General features: G+C 43.2%; 8 protein-coding genes. 7 read left to right on the plus strand and 1 reads right to left on the minus strand.

What is annotated here, in order from left to right; genetic code table 11:
• Positions 1 to 431: 431 nt before the first annotated feature.
• The 4 genes from QUA25_RS01660 to QUA25_RS01675 are packed head-to-tail and all read left to right on the plus strand — an operon-like array spanning position 432 to position 8,305.
• Positions 432 to 5,147 carry a response regulator gene (locus tag QUA25_RS01660; RefSeq protein WP_333035066.1) on the plus strand — a complete coding sequence of 1,572 codons (4,716 nt, stop codon included), beginning with the start codon at positions 432 to 434 and terminating at the stop codon, positions 5,145 to 5,147.
• Entirely contained in the window at positions 5,113 to 7,140 is a 2,028-nt protein-coding gene (locus tag QUA25_RS01665) for an adenylate/guanylate cyclase domain-containing protein (protein ID WP_333035068.1), read from the plus strand. Before QUA25_RS01660 ends, QUA25_RS01665 begins: the two co-directional genes overlap by 35 nt.
• A 10-nt stretch (positions 7,141 to 7,150) precedes the next feature.
• Positions 7,151 to 7,384, plus strand: a complete 234-nt coding sequence (locus tag QUA25_RS01670; RefSeq protein WP_333035070.1) for a hypothetical protein — start codon at positions 7,151 to 7,153, stop codon at positions 7,382 to 7,384.
• Between the two features lie 30 nt (positions 7,385 to 7,414).
• The gene (locus QUA25_RS01675) at positions 7,415 to 8,305 is read left to right on the plus strand and encodes an alpha/beta fold hydrolase (RefSeq protein ID WP_333035071.1); all 891 of its coding nucleotides are present in this window, start codon (positions 7,415 to 7,417) and stop codon (positions 8,303 to 8,305) included.
• Positions 8,306 to 8,864: 559 nt separating this feature from the next.
• On the opposite strand, the gene QUA25_RS01680 is transcribed toward QUA25_RS01675, so the two are convergent.
• Entirely contained in the window at positions 8,865 to 9,746 is an 882-nt protein-coding gene (locus QUA25_RS01680) for a Cof-type HAD-IIB family hydrolase (RefSeq protein ID WP_333035073.1), read from the minus strand.
• 357 nt (positions 9,747 to 10,103) lie between these two features.
• Here QUA25_RS01680 and QUA25_RS01685 point away from each other — a divergent pair, with 357 nt between their 5' ends.
• From QUA25_RS01685 to QUA25_RS01695, 3 genes are all read left to right on the plus strand, one after another.
• A complete protein-coding gene (locus QUA25_RS01685; RefSeq protein ID WP_333035075.1) occupies positions 10,104 to 15,632 on the plus strand; it encodes an ATP-binding sensor histidine kinase in 5,529 nt (1,842 codons plus the stop codon).
• Between the two features lie 48 nt (positions 15,633 to 15,680).
• Positions 15,681 to 17,093, plus strand: coding sequence for an adenylate/guanylate cyclase domain-containing protein (locus QUA25_RS01690; protein WP_333035076.1), 1,413 nt, complete (start codon positions 15,681 to 15,683; stop codon positions 17,091 to 17,093).
• Positions 17,094 to 17,235: 142 nt separating this feature from the next.
• Positions 17,236 to 18,456, plus strand: coding sequence for a heparan-alpha-glucosaminide N-acetyltransferase domain-containing protein (locus QUA25_RS01695; RefSeq protein WP_333035078.1), 1,221 nt, complete (start codon positions 17,236 to 17,238; stop codon positions 18,454 to 18,456).
• The last annotated feature ends 280 nt before the right edge of the window (positions 18,457 to 18,736 follow it).

Here is an 18,736-nt window from a genome sequence, read left to right on the forward strand (position 1 = left end):
GCAGAATGTCCAGAAACTTGCCTTATCCTCCTGGGACTTTTAATGCTAAAGTCAAGCAAAAAACTGTCCTGGACGCATCAACCGGGTTGAACGAAAATACTTTGTCATAGCCCTTGAAGAAAGTTAAAAAAACCGCTTGCTTTGGTCTGGAGTGCCCAAGGGATGATTGTTTTTCGGCAGACTTAGTTTCTCCAGTAAATAAGGCGATTTGTTTTGACAATAAAATGTGGTTAAGTACGGTTAATTTCAGTGAAAACTTAAGACAAGCAACCAAAAAGTTTAAAAAATAGAAGGTGCGTTAGTTGATGGCTAATATCTAAAGTTAATGTTCTATTGGCTGAGTTTGAAAAAATTTAATACATAATGATGATCGGAAGGAATCGCTAAATTTATTAAATCATAAATCTGCTTATAGCACTAAAAAATTCACAATGAACCGACAAAAAATGATATTTGACAAAGAAAATATTCACATTTTAATTATTGACGATCAGCCCCACAACCTGCGGTTTATATCAAACATATTAACCAAGGAAGGGTATAAAGTTCAGCGGGCTATTTCGGGAGAAATGGCGGTTAATGCTAATTTAACCGTTCTCCCAGACTTGATTTTGCTAGATATTGCCATGCCCAAAATGAACGGATATGAAGTCTGTGCCAGACTGAAATCCAACGAGAAAACGAGGGAAATTCCGGTTATTTTTTTGAGTGTTTTTGAGGAAACTTTTCACAAAGTCAAAGCTTTTGAAGTCGGCGGTGTTGACTACATTACTAAGCCTTTTCAAGTGGAAGAAGTTTTAGTGCGGATTGAAAGTCAATTGACTATACAACAGCTATCAAAACAATTAAAACAGCAGAATGCCCAACTGCAACAAGAGGTAGAATTTCGCAAGCGAACAGAACAATCACTCCGGGAAAGCAAAGCACGGTTGCAGAAATTGGCAGTCAATATACCGGGAGTTCTTTATCAATTTATCAAGAATCCCGATGGAAGTTTTAAGTTTGAATATATTAGTTATGCTTGTCGGGAGATTTACGAATTAGAAAGTGAGGAAATATTAAAAAATCCCGACTTTTGCTTTGAGCAAAATCATCCAGATGACCACGAATATCTGGTAAAACAAATTGCTACTAGCGCCCAAACTTTAGAACCTTTTGCCTGTGAATGGCGGATTGTTACACCGTCGGGTAAGCTCAAATGGCTGCAATCTAATTCTCGGCCCGAAATGCGCGATAATGGCGATATTGTTTGGTATGGCGTACTTTTTGATATCAGCGAGCGCAAGCACGCAGAAATAGAAATGGCAGGAGCTAAAGCTGCTTTAGAACGGCAAGTTCAGCGAGAATTGCTGATTGCAAAAATAACTCAAGAAATTCGCTCAAGCTTGCAGCCAGAACAAATATTTCAAATAGCTGCAACTCAAATCGGTCTGGCATTCTGCGTCAATCGCTGTTTGATTCATACTTACGTTACTACTCCCCAAGTGAATATTCCTCTGGCTGCAGAGTATCTCGAACCGGAGTGCGAATCTATTCGGAACGTACCTGTTCCAATTTGGGGCAATCCTCACGTCATACAAATGATGATACAAGATCTGGCGATCGCCTCCAACAATGTTTATTCAGACCCTCTGTTGCAAGCTGTTCAACCGATTTGCCAGAAGGTTGGGTTAAAATCGATGCTGGCAATTCGCACTTCCTACCAAGGCAGGGCAAACGGTGCTATCTGTTTGCACCAGTGCGATCGTTACCGGGAATGGACTTCCGAGGAAATCGACTTATTAGAAGCTGTGGCGGCTCAAGTAGGGCTCGCTATCGCTCAAGCTAAACTGATCGAGCGAGAAAAAAACCGAATTCAGCAGCTCGATCGGCAAAATAAAGTGCTGCAAGCAGAAATTCGCACCCGCGTCCGCGCCGAGCAAGCTTTGCAAGAATCTGAAACAGAATTGCGGGCGATTTTTGCCGCCATGACAGACACAGTTTTAGTGAGAGATGCAGAAGGCCGCTGCATCAAAATCGCCCCTACAGCATCAACAAATTTGGTGAAACCTCCAAGCGAAATGATTAATAAAACCGCCCACGAAGTCTTGCCGAAACCTATAGCCGATTTAGTATTAAATGCCATCCAACAAGCTCTAAAAACGAAGCAAACCATCAATGTTGAATATAGCTTTAAAGTCGGAGAGCGCGACGTTTGCCTCGATGCTAAAGTTTCTCCGCTGACTCCAGATTCAGTGATTATCGTGGCGCGAGATATTAGCGTTCGCAAACAAACAGAATCCGCACTCAGAGAAAGCCAACACTTCATTCAAGCGATCGCCGATTCCAATCCCAACCTATTGTACGTTTACGATGTAATTGAACAGCGGAATGTTTATACCAACCGACAAATTTCGACCATGCTCGGATACACCACCCAAGAAATACAAGATATGGGTACAGCAATGATGCCAATTCTGATCCACTGCGACGATTTGCCCAACTTTTTTGAAAGCATCCAAAAAGTAGATCAAGCCAAAGACGGTGATGTCATTGAATGTCAATACCGAATGAAACACAAAAACGGTGAATGGCGGTGGATGCACAGTTGGGATACAGTATTTCTCCGAACAGCCGATGGTAAACCCAAACAAATTCTCGGCACTGCTAATGACATCACAGACCGCAAATTAGCCCAAGAAAAACTGCTAGCGTCTCAACACAGAATCTCATTTTTATTGCAGCAAACGCCTATCGCAGTTATCGAGTTAAACCTCAATTTAGAAATTATCACTTGGAATCCCGCAGCCGTGGCTATTTTTGGCTACAGTGAGCAAGAAGCGATTGGTCGAGTCGCCTCCGATTTGATCGTACCTGAAAGCTACCACCCGCAATTATCTGAGATTTTCAATCACGAATTGAATGCCAAATCCAGCGGCACTTCCGAAAATCTGACCAAAGACGGCAGAATTATCATCTGCGAGTGGTACAATACTCAGCTAATTGACGATAACGGTACAGCGATCGGCATTGCTTTAATGGCTGTAGATATTACCGAACGCAAGCAAGCAGAAACCGAACTGCAAGAAAGTGCTTTACGACAAAGAGCGATCGCCCGCATCATTGAAAGAATGCGGCAAACTTTAGATATCCGAGAAATTTTTCACGCCACAACCCGAGAATTGCGCCAAACCATGAAGTGCGATCGAGTCGCTATTTACCGTTTCAATCCAGACTGGAGTGGCGAATTTGTAGCCGAATCCCTTGATCGCAAGTGGGTTTCTTTCATCCAAGCACAGGAGACCGATTCTAACCTTACTGAAGGCGCTTTAGACAGCGAACTTTGCCTCGTACAAAAATTAGATAGTATCTCACCAGAAGTCCACGATACCTATTTGCAACAAACCCAAGGCGGAGCCTACAGCCGAGGTAAAACTTACCTTTGTGTCCCAGATATTTACAAGCAAGGTTTCGATAATTGTTACATCCAATTGCTAGAAAAATTTCAAGCTAAATCCTACATTATTGTACCAATTTTTTCAGGCAAAAAGCTCTGGGGATTACTAGCATCCTATCAAAATTCTGCTCCCCGCCAGTGGAGTGAAGCTGAAATCAACGTGGCAGTTGATGTAGGTACTCAGCTAGGAGTAGCATTACAGCAAGCGGAATTGCTTGCCCGCACTCAAAGGCAGTCCATGGAACTGATTAAATCCAAAGAAAACGCCGAAGTTGCCAACCGCGCCAAAAGCCAATTTCTAGCTTCCATGAGCCACGAACTCCGCACACCTCTCAACGCCATTCTCGGTTTTTCCCAAGTCATGGCCCGCAACAGTTCTATCACGGAAGAACAAAAAGAATACATAGAAATTATTAACCGCAGCGGCGAACATTTGCTAGAACTCATCAATGATGTTTTGTCAATGTCCAAAATAGAAGCAGGCCAAATTACCATCAATCCCAGCCGCTTCAATCTCTACAACCTTCTCAACAGTCTCAAAGAAATGCTGCAACTAAAAGCCAATTCCAAAGGTTTGCACCTCATCTTTGAAAATGCCGAAAATTTGCCGCAGTACATTCAAACAGACGAAGCTAAATTGCGGCAAGTTTTAATTAACCTGGTCGGCAATGCGATTAAATTTACTCAGCAGGGAACCGTTACTTTGCGCGTCAGCAGCCAAGCTGAAAAAGACCCCACAGAAGAAAACAAATCCCAATTGTATTTTGAAATAGCCGACACTGGTCCCGGCATTTCTTCCTTGGAACTTTCTACATTATTTAAGCCCTTTGTACAAACCGAAACTGGTCGAAAATCCATGCAGGGAACTGGTCTGGGATTGCCTATCAGCCAACAGTTTGTCCGAATTATGGGAGGTGATATTGCTGTTAAAAGTCAACTCGGTCAAGGCACAACTTTCAGCTTTAATATCTGGGTTAACTTAGTAACAGAAAGTGATGAACAAGAAAAACCGCCGATTAAACAAGTTATTGGTTTAGAAACCGGACAAGACATTTATCGGATATTAATAGTTGAAGATGTAGCGGAAAATCGCCAACTGCTGCTTAAGCTGCTGATACCTCTGGGATTTGAAGTCCGGGAAGCAACTAACGGTCAAGAAGCAATTGCTTTGCATTCAACTTGGAAGCCGCACTTGATATTAATGGATATGCTGATGCCCGTGATGGATGGGTATGAAGCGACAAGAGAGATTAAGAAAACTCTCGAAGGTAAAGAAACAATAATTATTGCCTTGACGGCTAGTGCTTTTGACGAGCAGCGGCAAATAATTTTGTCTGCTGGTTGTAACGATTTGATCTGTAAACCGTTTCGGGAAGAGGTACTCTTTGAAAAGATAGCGCATCACCTCAACCTGCGTTATATTTATGAGAAAGAAAACTTATCTACTTCTTTTTCAACACCGACGCTGCTTAAAAGTTTGACCACCGAGGATTTGAGTGTAATGCCCACAGACTGGGTGGTCGAGTTGCACCGAGCAGCACTTTGTGTTGACGACAACCGCATCCTCGAACTGATCAAGGAAGTTCCCGAAACTGAGGCAAATCTCGCTAACGCTTTAACAGATTTAGTCGATAATTTTCGGATAGATATCATTATCGATTTAACTCAATTATATTATGATGAACGACCATCCATTACCAGCGACTCCTAAAGACATTCTGATCGTTGACGATATGCCGGATAATTTGCGACTTTTATCCACTATGCTGACATCTCACGGGTATCATGTCAGGAAGGCTATTAACGGACACTTGGCTTTGCAAGGGGCACAAATATCTCCTCCAGATCTAATTTTACTAGATATTAATATGCCGCAAATGAACGGTTATGAAGTTTGTGAGCAGTTAAAGTTAAGCGAAAAAACTAAAGATATTCCGGTAATTTTTATTAGTGCGCTAGATGACGTGCTGGAAAAAGTTAAAGCTTTTCAAGTAGGAGGAGTGGATTATATTACTAAACCTTTTCAAGTAGAAGAAGTTTTAGCCCGCGTCCAAAACCAACTTTCCCTTCGTTTGCTGCAATCCAAACTGCAACAGCAAGCTAGGGAACTGCACGATCGCAATTCTAGATTGCAGGAAGAAATCGCAGAACGGCAGCGGGCTGAAGAATCAATCCGGTTTTTGCTGGAAACGACGCGGGCGATCGGCGAAGCTGTAGACTTTCACTCAGCTTTAGAAGTAATTCTGCACCATGTTGGCGAAACAATCGGATGGGATGTAGGAGAAGCTTGGATTCCTGATGCAGAAGGAACTGTGCTGCAATCTGCCCGGGGTTGGTATGCAAGCAACCCGAGGATGGAATCGTTCCGCAGGCAAAGCGAAAAACTGACATTTGCCATGAATATAGGGCTACCGGGACGAGTTTGGGCATCCAAGCAACCGGAATGGGTAGAAGATATTTCCCGGGGATACCCCCATTTTCTCCGAAGTCAAATAGCAGTAGAACTTGGATTCAAAGCGGGTTTTGGCGTGCCGATTTTGGTAGGCGATGAAGTATTAGCCGTGCTAGTTTTCTTTAAAATTTCGTCTTGTCGGAAAGACGCGCGATTTATAGACGTTTTTAATGCAGTCGGCACTCAATTAGGTTCTTTGATTCAGCGAAAACAAGCAGAAGAATTGCTGCGTATCGCTCAAGAAAAATATCACAGTATTGTAGAAAATGCGATGGAAGGCATTTTTCAAAGCACGCCTTCAGGAGGCTATATCAGCGCTAATCCAGCTTTGGCAAAATTGTACGGTTACGAATCCCCAGAAGAACTGATGTCCGAGATTAAAAATATTGCTCAGCAACTGTACGTTGACCCGGAACGCCGCCTCGAATTTGTGGCTGCTATGGATGCTGAAAATGCCGTTTCGGGGTTTGAATCTATGGTATGTCGCAAAGACGGGCGCCGGATTTGGGTGTCAGAAAATGTTCGGGCTGTTCGAGATTCAAAAGGTGAGCTGCTTTACTATGAGGGTACTGTTTCTGACATTACCGAGCGCAAATTAGCACAAGAAGCGCTAAAAGTTCAACAAGAACAAAGCGAGAAGTTGCTGTTAAATATTTTACCCAAACCAATCGCAGAACGCTTGAAGGCAGAGCAAAGTACAATTGCCGACAGTTTTGCCCAAGTAAGTGTTTTATTTGCTGATATTGTTGGCTTTACTGAGTTGTCTGCTAGAATGTCTCCCACCGAGTTGGTAAAGCGCTTAAACGTAATTTTTTCCCACTTCGACCAGTTAGCTGAAAAGTACGGTGTGGAGAAAATTAAGACTATTGGCGATGCTTACATGGTAGTCGGGGGTTTGCCTACGCCGAGACAGGATCACGCCGAGGCGATCGCCCAAATGGCCCTGGGAATGCAGGCAAAAATAGCAAAGTTGTGCGCCGAGACAGGGGAAAAACTGGCAATTCGCGTCGGCATCAATTCCGGGCCGGTGGTTGCGGGAGTGATTGGTGTGAGCAAGTTTACGTATGATTTGTGGGGAGATACGGTGAATGTAGCGGCGAGGATGGAAGCTACGGGTTTTGCAGGCAGCATCCAAGTTACTGATGTTACTTATGAGCTTTTGAAAGATAAGTATTTGTTTGAGAGGCGAGGTCTGATTCCGGTAAAAGGTAAGGGGGATATGATGACTTATTGGTTGCTAGGAAAAAAGTAAAAATTGGGAATTGGGAAGGAATAAGGAAGAAGAAAGTTCGGCAACGGATTGTGTAACGGATGTAACGGATGTAACGGATGTCAGTCCGATGGAAGTCGGAAAAAGGAAGAAGGAAAAAGGGGTAGAAAGAAGGAAGTATGTTTATTTATTTAATCTGATATCTTCCATCCTTCTCAAGATTTCAATGTTCGTGTGGGGCGTTGCTCCGAGGCCGCCCTTAGAGGGATTGTGCTGCTATGATTAAAGAAGTTAACGAAAATTTACATTAAGAACCGTGACAGCACAACAGGTAGTATCTACAACGAGTTTTGAAAAGCTAATTTGGACTTGGAAAGGTCACAAAATCCAATATACCGTTCAAGGAACCGGCCGCCCTCTGATCTTGATTCACGGATTTGGGGCTTCGATCGGACATTGGCGGCAAAATATCCCCCCACTAGCGGCCGGCGGCTATCGCGTATTTGCTCTGGACTTGCTGGGATTCGGTGCTTCCGCCAAACCAGCCCTCGATTACACTCTGGAATTGTGGGAAGAATTGCTGACTGATTTCTGGGCGGATCTGGTACAGGAACCGGCTGTATTTGTCGGGAATTCGATCGGCGCTTTGCTGAGTTTGATGGTAGTCGCCAACCATCTAGAAATATCAGCCGGCGCAGTCTTAATCAACTGTGCTGGCGGGCTCAACCACCGGCCCGACGAACTAAATTTCCCGCTGCGAGTAGTGATGGGGACTTTTACTAAATTAGTTCGATCGCCCCTGATCGGCCCCTTTATGTTCAACAACATCCGCCAAAAACACCGTATCCGCAACACCCTGCGCCAAGTCTACGGGAACCGCGAAGCCATCACTGACGAACTCGTAGAACTCCTCCACGCCCCCTCCTGCGAACCCGGAGCTCAACAAGTGTTTGCCTCGATTCTCACAGCCCCAGCCGGCCCTCAACCGTCAGAATTGCTGCCCAAACTCGATCGTCCGTTATTGGTACTTTGGGGCGCAGACGACCCCTGGACGCCGATCGCCGGCAGCCAGATTTATCAAGAATTGGCCGCCAACGATAAACCAGTGAAATTTGTTTCCATTCCCAACACAGGCCACTGTCCCCACGACGAGCGGCCGAGTGAAGTCAACGCTCTGATTTTGGACTGGCTGGTGGAAGTGAAGTAAAATTTTTCTGCTGAATCCAACCCTTGGGCGATCGAGTCAAACCCTTGTATTGCAAGAGTTTTGCCTCGCTCCACCGCACCGACACCCCGGCAGCAGCCGACTCAAAAAACAATTTTTGGCAAAAGTATTGACACAATTTACTGAGTCAGCTATATTGATGGACGTGTGAGGAGCGAACCAGTAAGAGCACCGAGACGAAACACGGCCAGTCGTCGGTGCTCTTTCTGTTGGAACCCATTTTTAATAGTTTTAAATTATCTATAAATTCACATCCAGAAGATCCGTAAGCCCGCCCCGCTTTCTTCAATTCTTCCTTTGCGTTCTTAGCGTCTTCGCGGTTCGTTAAATAAATATTCGGATGTTGCAAACAAAGTAATTGACTCGACTTAATCTCGAAAAATCCGAAATTGTGGATTTTTTTTATAATCAAAATTTGATTGCATAGAACTCAAAACTAGAGAGTTATATAATAATAAATTGTCGCTGGGTCGGGGCGGGTTGATATACATTTTTTCCAAATGTCGCTAAACCGGCCCCTGCGGTATTTGTGCTACAAATATCAACGATCGCCCAAAACAAATTGTTCGATCGCAGCCGCCACCCCATCTTCCTCCACATCCGGCGCCACCCAATCAGCAGCAGCCTTCACGCCATCAGGAGCATTGCCCATTGCCACGCCCACACCCGCGTAGGCAATCATTTCTACATCATTAAAATTGTCGCCGATCGCCATCACATTCGCCGCCTGCAAACCCAAAAGTTCCTCCGCTAAATACTGCACGGCATCTCCCTTATTCGCCACAGGATGCGTAGCTTCAAAAAAAGTAGCAACCGATCGAGTCAAATAAAGCTCCGCAGGCGTGTAGCGCAGGCGCATACTGCTGAGCAAGCCGTCGAGTACCCCCGGATTCTCGCACAAAGCCAAAACTTTCGTCGGTTCCCCCGGAAGATCTCGCCGCAAATCTTTAATCACGATTGGTTCAATGCCCGATCGTTCGGCATAAATTCGGGTAGCTGCGGTAATTTCCGGCACGTAAAGTTGATCCTCAATGTAGAAATGGATCGAAAGGAGCGGTCGCAAATGCGGTTCTTCAAAATGGTCTAACAGTTGCAGAGCAGTTTGTTTCGACAGCGGCAAGTGCCGCAGCCGTTTTTGAGTAGCGTGATCTTGAATCCACGCGCCCTGGTAGCAAATCAGTGGCAATGTTGAGCCGATGTCGCGGTGAAAACGCAAAGCTGAGCGGTACATCCTGCCCGTAGCGACGGCCACTTTCACTCCCCGCGACTCGGCAGCCAAAATTGCCTGCTTGACTGGCTCTCGGATGGTATTTGACAAACCTGCGATCGTGCCGTCTATATCCACTACCAGCAATTGAATGTCTGCGGTGCCAAAAGCGCGATCGGTCGCATTAGCTGGATTTGAGGCAGTTATATTCTGCATGATTTTTTTAGATTTTAGCTGTTGATTTGCACGCACCCGTTTATTTTGGCACTGGCGGGATAGCAAAGTGCGACTTCTGATTTTTTGAAGACTAAAATATAGATAAGTAAATAAGCGACAAAAAAAGTATCTAGGGGGGCCCTTTAGGGATGGATTTAGCTCAGCTATATAATAGTAGCCAGTTTACTGCCGTAAAAACCACACTCGATCGGCGATGTGTATTTCCACTTACTTAATAATACTTGTGGTAAAAAAGAATGTAACTGTAGGTCTGATTCAAAATCTTATGGCATCAATCATTCCCAATCTAACATTTAAAATTGTATAACCAGATATTTAAAATTATCCCCAAATATCATGATTTCTATCCCTGGATACCGCATTGACGAAGAACTTTATACAAACCCTCACACAGTTATTTATCGAGGGATGCAGCTTGAGGAACAAAAACCCGTTATCCTCAAAACTCTCACCCCGACATACCCTACCCCAGCGCAAATATCCCAACTCCTGCAGGAATCCGAAATTCTGAAAAATTTGAGCTTGCCCGGAATAGTCAAGCTTTACAAAATAGAAACATACAATCACTTTCCTGTTTTAGTTTTAGAAGATTTTGGTGGGATTTCCCTAAAAGACTTTCTCAGCAACAACCAGCTAGAGTTACAACAATTTCTGCATATTGCCATCAAACTAGCCGAAACTATTGGGCAACTCCACGAGCACCACATTATCCACAAAGATATTAAACCCAGCAATATTATTGTCAATATCGAGACAGGAGATGTCAAAATTGCTGATTTTGCGATCGCCTCCCTGCTACCGGGCGAAAACCCCGCCCCCAGCCATCCCCATTTACTCGAAGGCACTCTCGCCTATATGTCTCCTGAACAAACGGGACGCATGAATCGGGCGATCGACTACCGCACCGATTTTTATTCTTTAGGAGTCACCTTTTATGAAATGCTTTGTGGCGAATTGCCTTTTCAGGCGATCGATCCTATGGAATTAGTACACTGCCATCTTGCCAAAACGCCAGTTTCTCCTTGTGAAAACAGAAAGCAAAAAGTACAAAGCAGAAGCATCGAAGGCAGAATCAATCAATTAGGAACCAAGGAGATTCCTCAAGTCGTTTCCGATATCGTCATAAAACTATTAGCAAAAACAGCCGAAGACAGGTATCAAAGTGCTTTCGGACTTTTGTACGACTTGGAAAATTGTCTCGTTCAACTGCAAACTACAGGCGAAATTTCCCACATAACCCTCGGCGAGCAAGATCAGTCAAGTCACCTGCAAATTTCCCAAAAATTTTACGGGCGAGAAGTAGAAGTTAATATGCTTCTCAGTATCTTCCAGCGGATGAGGCGGGGCAACACAGAAATCGTGCTGATTTCTGGTGCCGCAGGTGTGGGCAAATCGTCGTTAGTATATGAAGTTTACAAGCCGAGTCGGCGGGAAAACGGGTATTTTATTGACAGCAAGTTTGAGGAATTTAAACGCGATATTCCCTACGCTTTTTTGCTCCAAGCTTTTCAAGATTTGTTGCGACAAATTTTCACAGAAAATGCCGCAGAAATCCATGTGTGGAAACAAAAAATTTTAAAAGCAATCGGCGGCAACTGCCAAGTAATTATTGAAGCTATTCCCGAAGTAGAACTGATTGTCGGGCCGCAGCCCCCCGTCCCAGATTTAGGAGCAAATGAATCTCAAAACCGCTTTAATTTAGTATTTCAAAACTTCATCCGCGTCTTTGCTCAAAAAGAACATCCCCTAGTAATTTTCCTAGACGACTTGCAGTGGGTCGATTCAGCATCTCTCAAGTTAATAGAACTGCTAGCAACTGACCTGGGAACTCAATATTTATTAATAATTGGAGCTTATAGAGAGCAGGAAGTAGATGCAAATCATCCCCTAATGCTGACCGCCGAAGCAATTAAAAAAGCAGGTGGGACTGTGAGGGCGATCGGCCTTTCGCCTTTAGAGATAAACAGCGTCAACCAATTCGTTGCCGATACTTTGAACTGCGCCCCCGAAAAATCCCTGAGTTTAGCAGAATTGCTTTGGCAAAAAACCGCTGGAAATCCATTCTTTTTAACTCAATTAATAAAATTTCTTTACTCACAAAGTTTGATTCAATTTAAACTTTCACCCTCGAATAATGTGGTCGAGCTAGCTGAACCTAACCTGTCGGGCTTAGCGCAACCAATCTCAGAGCAAATTGTGAAAAAATGCCATGTCACAGGCGAGTGGCAGTGGGATATCGAACAAATACAAGAAATGGGAATAACTGACAATGTTGTAGAATTAATGATAGATAACATTCAGAAACTTTCAGAGAATACCCAGGAACTCCTTAAATTAGCCGCTTGTATCGGGAACAAATTTGATTTAAAAATTCTCTCAACACTCGCCGAAAAGCCTCTGGCGTCCGCAGCAACAGACCTCGGAGATGCACTTCATTCAGGTCTGATTTTGCTCGTGAATAACGCCTACAAAATTCCGATTGCACTAGCAGCAAGCACAGAAGTAACAGACACAATATCTAGAGATTTTACCGATGAATTTTCCCTGCCAGTGTCTGATATTCCTAGCGCAACTTACAAATTTTTGCATGAGCGAGTGCAGCAAGCAGCTTATGCTTTAATATCCGATTATCAGAAACAAGAAATTCATCTTAAAATAGGCAATTTTTTACTGCAAAATGCACCGCCAGAGCAATTAGAAGAGCATATTTTTGATACCGTAAACCAACTAAATTCGGCCAAAGGAATCATTAGCAGCCAATTAGAACAATTTCAATTATGCCAATTAAATTTAATTGCGGGCCGCAAAGCAAAAGCAAGTGCAGCTTACGAACTTGCCCTCAAATATTTAACCGCAGGTATTGAACTGCTGCCCCCCGAAAGTTGGCAAACTGACTACGACTTAACTCTGGCACTCTACGAGTCAGCAGCAGAAGCTGCTTACCTCAATACCGACTTTGAACCAATGGAAAAATGGGCGATAATTGTCCTGCAACACGCAAAAAATGAACTAGACAAAATCAAAGTTTTTGAAATCAGAATCATAGCTTGTGCGATGCAAACCAAACTCCAAGAATCGGTAAAAATTGGTCGGGAAGCACTAAAAATGTTAGGAATCAACTTTCCCGAATCGCCGATTCCCCTCCACATTCAGCAAGCACTGGCTAAAACGGCAGGTTATTTAACCGAAAAGAAAATAGAAGATTTAATTAACTTGCCAATTATGACAAACCCGCATAAATTAGCAACTATGCGCGTTCTTTCCAGTATGTTTTCAGCTACATTTATAGTTGAACCTGTGCTGCTGCCGCTAATTGTGTGCGAGCAAGTTAATTTATCTATTAATTACGGAAATTCTACTTTTTCTGCCTTCGGTTATGCTAATTACGGAGCAATTTTAAAAGGAATAGTTAGAGATATTGAATCGGGCGATCGCTTCGGTCAATTAGCTTTGAATTTGAGCGATAGATTAAATGCGTTAGAATTCAAAAGCAAAACGCTTAATTTAGTAGCATTCATTTTGATGAACGGCAAGCATCACATTAAAGACTCTTTGCCGCTATTAGAGGACGCCTATCAAAGCGCGCTAGAAAATGGGGATTTAGAATGTGTTGGATATGCAGCCGTAAATATTTGTCAGTCTTTGTATTTCATCGGTCAAGAATTGCCACAACTGGAACGGAGAATGGTAAGTTACAACCATTTGCTGTTTCAACTCAAGCAAGAAACTGTATTGACTTGGAATCAAATCTATCGGCACACTATTTTGCAATTGATGGGAAAATTGGAAAGTCCACACCTTGTGTTAGGTGAAGCATACAGCGAAGAAAAATTGTTGTCGCTGCTGTTGAAAGCTAACGATAGGGTGGGACTACAGCACTTTTATTTGCAAAAATTAATACTAGCCTATTTATTTGGAGATACCGCTACAGCGCTAGAAAATGCCGCGCAAGCCGAAGTATATTTAGACGGAGTTGCAGGCTTTATCAATGTTTCTGAATACCAGTTTTACGATTCTCTCGCCCGTCTAGCAGCCTATCCATCTGCCACAAATGAGGAACAAGAAGAGCATATTTTTTACGCTGTCAGTAACCGGAAAAAACTCCAACAAAAAGCCCTTTATGCACCCATGAATCTTCAGCACAAATGCGACTTACTTACTGCAGAAAAAGCGCGTGTTTTGGGCAATGTTGTGAGAGCAATGGAATATTACGATCGCGCAATTGAAGGAGCCCAAGAAAACGGATACATACAGGTACAAGCACTAGCAGCAGAATTAGCAGGAGCCTTTTATCTATCCATAGGACGAGAAAAAAATTCTAAAACTTACTTGACAGAAGCGCGTTATTGCTATCAGCGCTGGGGAGCAATAGCCAAAGCATCGCATTTAGAATCAAAATACTCGCACTTGCTAACTTCAAGCTCGATTTCAACTAATATTGAAACTCACAAATCTACCAGCAGCGCTTCCACTACGAACGACATTGCAGGCGTGCTAGACTTGACCACAGCAGTTAAAGCATCGCAAACCTTAGCCGGCGAAATAGTTCTAGACAAACTGCTGGCAAAAATGATGAAAATTGTTATTGAAAATGCCGGAGGGCAAAGAGGCTTTTTAATACTAGAAAAAGAGGGTCAATGGGTGATTGAAGCATCAGGATCTGTAGATGTCGATCGCGTTGCTGTCATGCAATCAATTCCGATAGATTTTGTAGGCGAGGATCGAGAAGTAACTTTGCTGGCAGTTGCAGTTGTGAATTACGTCGCTCGCACCCAGGAAAGTATAGTTTTAAACGATGCGACCCGCGAAGGACAATTTACTCGCACACCCTATATAATGGCTGTTCAACCTAAATCAATTCTTTGCACTCCGTTAATTAATCAAAGCCAACTCACTGGCATTCTATATTTAGAAAACAATCTGACTACAGGCGCTTTTACACCAGACAGGTTAGAAATATTAAAACTGCTGTCTTCTCAAATTTCTATCTCCATCGAAAATGCCCAACTTTACGACAATTTGCACCAATTCAATCACAATCTCGAAAATTTAGTACAGCAGCGTACCTCCGAGCTCTCCCAAACTTTAGAAGACTTAAAATCGGCTCAAAATAAACTGGTAGAGTCGGAAAAAATGGCTGCCCTCGGCGGGTTGGTTGCAGGTGTTGCCCACGAAATCAATACTCCCATCGGCATCGGCATCACCGCCGCCTCGCTGCTTGCTGAAAAAGCCACAAAGTTTTTTGAGGTTTACAGTAACGGCCAAATAAAACGTTCCGAATTAGAAAAGTTTCTGGATACCGCCGTGCAAAGCAGTAATATGATCTTATCTAACCTCACGCGGGCGGCAGACTTGATTCACAGTTTTAAAGAAGTAGCTGTAGATCAGTCTAGCGAGTTAAAACGCAGGTTTAATGTTAAAAACTATCTAGAGGAAATTTTGACATCCTTAACAGCCAAACTAAGAAGAACTAAGCACAAAATAGAGATTAAGTGTGATGAAAATATTGTAGTGGACAGTTACCCCGGCGTAGTGTGTCAAATTGTGACAAATCTGGTGTTGAATTCCCTACTTCACGCCTACGATGGAGAAGACGAAGGAGTTCTGGCTTTTGATTTCAAACTAGAGGGCGATCGGCTAATATTTGAATATGCCGATAACGGCAAAGGAATTGACCCAGAAAATCTCAGTAAAATTTTTGAACCGTTTTTTACCACCAAAAGAGGTCAGGGAGGCACAGGATTGGGACTGCACATTATTTATAACCTTGTTACTCAAAAACTAAAAGGCACAATTAACTGCACAAGTCAAGTCAATAAAGGCACAAAATTTATGATTGAATTTCCCGCTAAAATGAGCAATTAGTTATGAGACCGCCAACATGGATATAAGTTTTATATAGGAGAACGATATATGTCAGAAGCTAGTAAAAACCTGTTGGCTGCGGGCGATGACGAATTAATCGCGGCGGGGGATGATGAATTAATATTTGCCGAGGAAGACGAGGCGGAACAAAAACCGCTAGAAGAAAGTTGGAAAATATTAATTGTAGATGATGAAATAGAAATTCATAATATTACTAAACTAGCCTTAAACGATTTTAAATTTGAAGGTAAAACTATAACATTTATCAGCGCTTACTCAGGGAAAGAAGCGAAAGAAATAATCCAAAATAACTACGACATAGCATTGATTTTACTCGATGTAGTTATGGAAACAGAAGAAGCCGGCTTGGAAGTAGTTAAATACATCCGCGATATTTTAAATAATCAAATTGTGCGAATTATTTTACGCACTGGACAGCCCGGACAAGTACCAGAAGATGTAGTAATTGTCAGCTACGATATCAATGATTACAAAACAAAAACCGAACTTACTAATAAAAAATTATTTACCACAGTCGTCACCGCACTGAGAGCATTTAGATCACTCAATCAAATCGAGTCCAGCAAAAGCGAACTCGAAAAAATAGCCGCCGCATCAGCCCGTTTTGTACCCCGTGAATTTTTGAAGTTTCTCAAAAGAGAAAGCATCGTTGATGCCAGACTAGGAGACTCTGTACAAGCAGAAATGACGATTATGTTTGCCGACATTCGCTCATTTACAAGTCTGTCAGAAAGTATGTCTCCCCGAGAAAATTTTGAATTTCTCAACTCTTACTTAAGCCGAGTTGGTCCAGTTATCCGCGAGTACAACGGTTTTATAGATAAATATATTGGTGACGGGATTATGGCTTTGTTTCCTAACAGGGCTGAAGATGCTGTGCAAGCAGCAATAGAGATGCAGCAGCAAGTGAAAATTTATAACAGACACAGGCAAAACAGTGGCTATCAACCTATTTCGATAGGGATTGGTTTGCATACGGGGACTTTAATGTTAGGTACGATTGGCGAAGCGGAACGAATGGAAAGTACGGTGATTTCTGATGCCGTTAATTTAGCTTCCCGCGTGGAAGGATTGACAAAGCTTTATGGGGTGGCTATTGTAGCTAGCGTCCAAACCCTTTGCCGGATAGACGATCCTCAACATTACAAGTGCCGATTTCTCGATCGCGTTCAAGTAAAAGGAAAACAAACACCTGTGGCTGTATTTGAAATTTACGATGGCGACTCGCCGACAATGATCGAACTAAAAGCACAAACTCAAACTTATTTTGAACAGGGAATTTTTTTTCACTACCAGCAGCAATTTGCACAAGCAAGGCAAATGTTTCTGCGCGTTTTACAAATCAACAAGTATGATAAGGCAGCATCTTTTTATGCCGAACGCTGCGATATGTTGATGAAAAATGCAGTCATAATGACTCTGGAAGGAATAGAGATATAGGTAATGGGGAATTGGGAATTGGGAATTGGGAATTGGGAATTGGGAATTGGGAATTGGGAATTGGGAATTTGGCATTGGGCCGAAAAGAATTAGGAAATGGGCATCCGCTAAGATAGTGAACAGTGAACAAATAACTTAATTTATGCGCTTCAAATCCCTTGATGTTTTTCGCGGAATTGCGATCGCCTCCATGATTCTCGTCAACAACCCCGGTAGTTGGAAACAGGTGTATCCGCCGCTAGAACACGCAGAATGGCACGGCTGCACCCCGACAGATTTAGTATTTCCGTTTTTCTTGTTCATCGTTGGCTGCGCGATGTCTTTCTCGCTGTCTAAATATATTCAAAATTATTCAAAAACCGGAAGAGACACCTCAAAAATTACACAAAAAAAGGAAAAATCAGAATCTGCTAAAAACCCTCTTTCTTCTTCCTTCTTCCTTCTTCCTTCTTCAAATATTTACTGGCGAATTGCGCGCCGCGCGGCGATTTTATTTATATTAGGGTTGCTGCTAAATACATCTTCGATCGCCCTTGACGTACTTCTCAACAGCGCCCCAGTGGAAAACTTCGGTAAAATCCGCATCATGGGAGTATTGCAGCGCATCGGCTTAGCTTATTTCATCAGTGCGATCGTCATTCTCAACCTTTCCCCCCGCAATCAAAAACTGCTCGCTCTTGCCCTGCTTTTGGGCTATTGGGCTGCCTTAACCGTATTTACTGTAGGGGGGTACACTGCCGGCGAACTCACGCCAGAAGGAAATTTAGGAGGATATGTCGATCGGCTAATTCTTGGCAGCCAGCATCTTTACAAAGGCGGCCCCTTCGATCCAGAAGGACTGTTGAGCACCTTACCCGCAGTTGTAACAGTCCTGATCGGCTACTTTACCGGAGAATGGCTGCGAGTACAGCAAATCAAAACCCGCACCAGTATCAACTTAGCAATCTGCGGTCTCAGTTGCGTGGTAATCGGCCACTTGTGGGGATTTCTATTTCCGATCAACAAACAACTTTGGACAAGTTCTTATGTAGTTTTTACTGCTGGCTGGGCCTTGCTATTGCTAGCAGCTTGCTACGAAACAATTGAAGTGCGGGATTGGAAATGGGGGAGGCCTTTTGAAATCATGGGAGTGAATGCAATTTTCCTGTTTGTTGCTTCCGGTATAGTTGCCAGAATTCTCTTAAAAACTCATATCGGCACTGGTGCAAATGCTCCAACAACTTACACTTGGATTTATGAAAACTGGTTTGTGCCGTGGGCGGGGCCGCTGAATGGTTCTCTGGCATTTGCCGTGACTGCGGTATTATTTTGGTGGTTAATTTTGTATGGAATGTACCGCCGTGGTTGGGTGATAAAAATTTGAGTCAAACAGTTGAGTAATACCAAATTCGGGTTGGATCTCCCCTCAGCCATTAACATAGCTTGCGATATAGCTTAAGCGGGCGAAGTTTCTGGGAACCATCATAAATGGGGTAAATAAGCCGGGTTTGGTATAACAAGTAGGTGGTTGGCAAGTAATGAGTAACAAAACTTAACCCTCAAAGGCTCTTGATTATAATACTGTTTATAATACATTTATAGAAATTATGCAAAAACAACGTATTTCTGTCATTACGAGCCAAGGGAAGTAATCGGAACCGTTT

Source organism: Microcoleus sp. Pol17C6, from assembly GCF_036701145.1.
Taxonomy (GTDB): Bacteria; Cyanobacteriota; Cyanobacteriia; order Cyanobacteriales; family Microcoleaceae; genus Microcoleus.

What these genes read in the sequence shown, in the direction of transcription:
- QUA25_RS01680 (WP_333035073.1), bottom strand. Translation starts at nt 9,746, where the DNA reads ATGCAGAATATAACTGCCTCAAATCCAGCTAATGCGACCGATCGCGCT.
- QUA25_RS01685 (WP_333035075.1), top strand. Translation starts at nt 10,104, where the DNA reads ATGATTTCTATCCCTGGATACCGCATTGACGAAGAACTTTATACAAAC.
- QUA25_RS01690 (WP_333035076.1), top strand. Translation starts at nt 15,681, where the DNA reads ATGTCAGAAGCTAGTAAAAACCTGTTGGCTGCGGGCGATGACGAATTA.
- QUA25_RS01665 (WP_333035068.1), top strand. Translation starts at nt 5,113, where the DNA reads ATGATGAACGACCATCCATTACCAGCGACTCCTAAAGACATTCTGATC.
- QUA25_RS01660 (WP_333035066.1), top strand. Translation starts at nt 432, where the DNA reads ATGAACCGACAAAAAATGATATTTGACAAAGAAAATATTCACATTTTA.
- QUA25_RS01695 (WP_333035078.1), top strand. Translation starts at nt 17,236, where the DNA reads ATGCGCTTCAAATCCCTTGATGTTTTTCGCGGAATTGCGATCGCCTCC.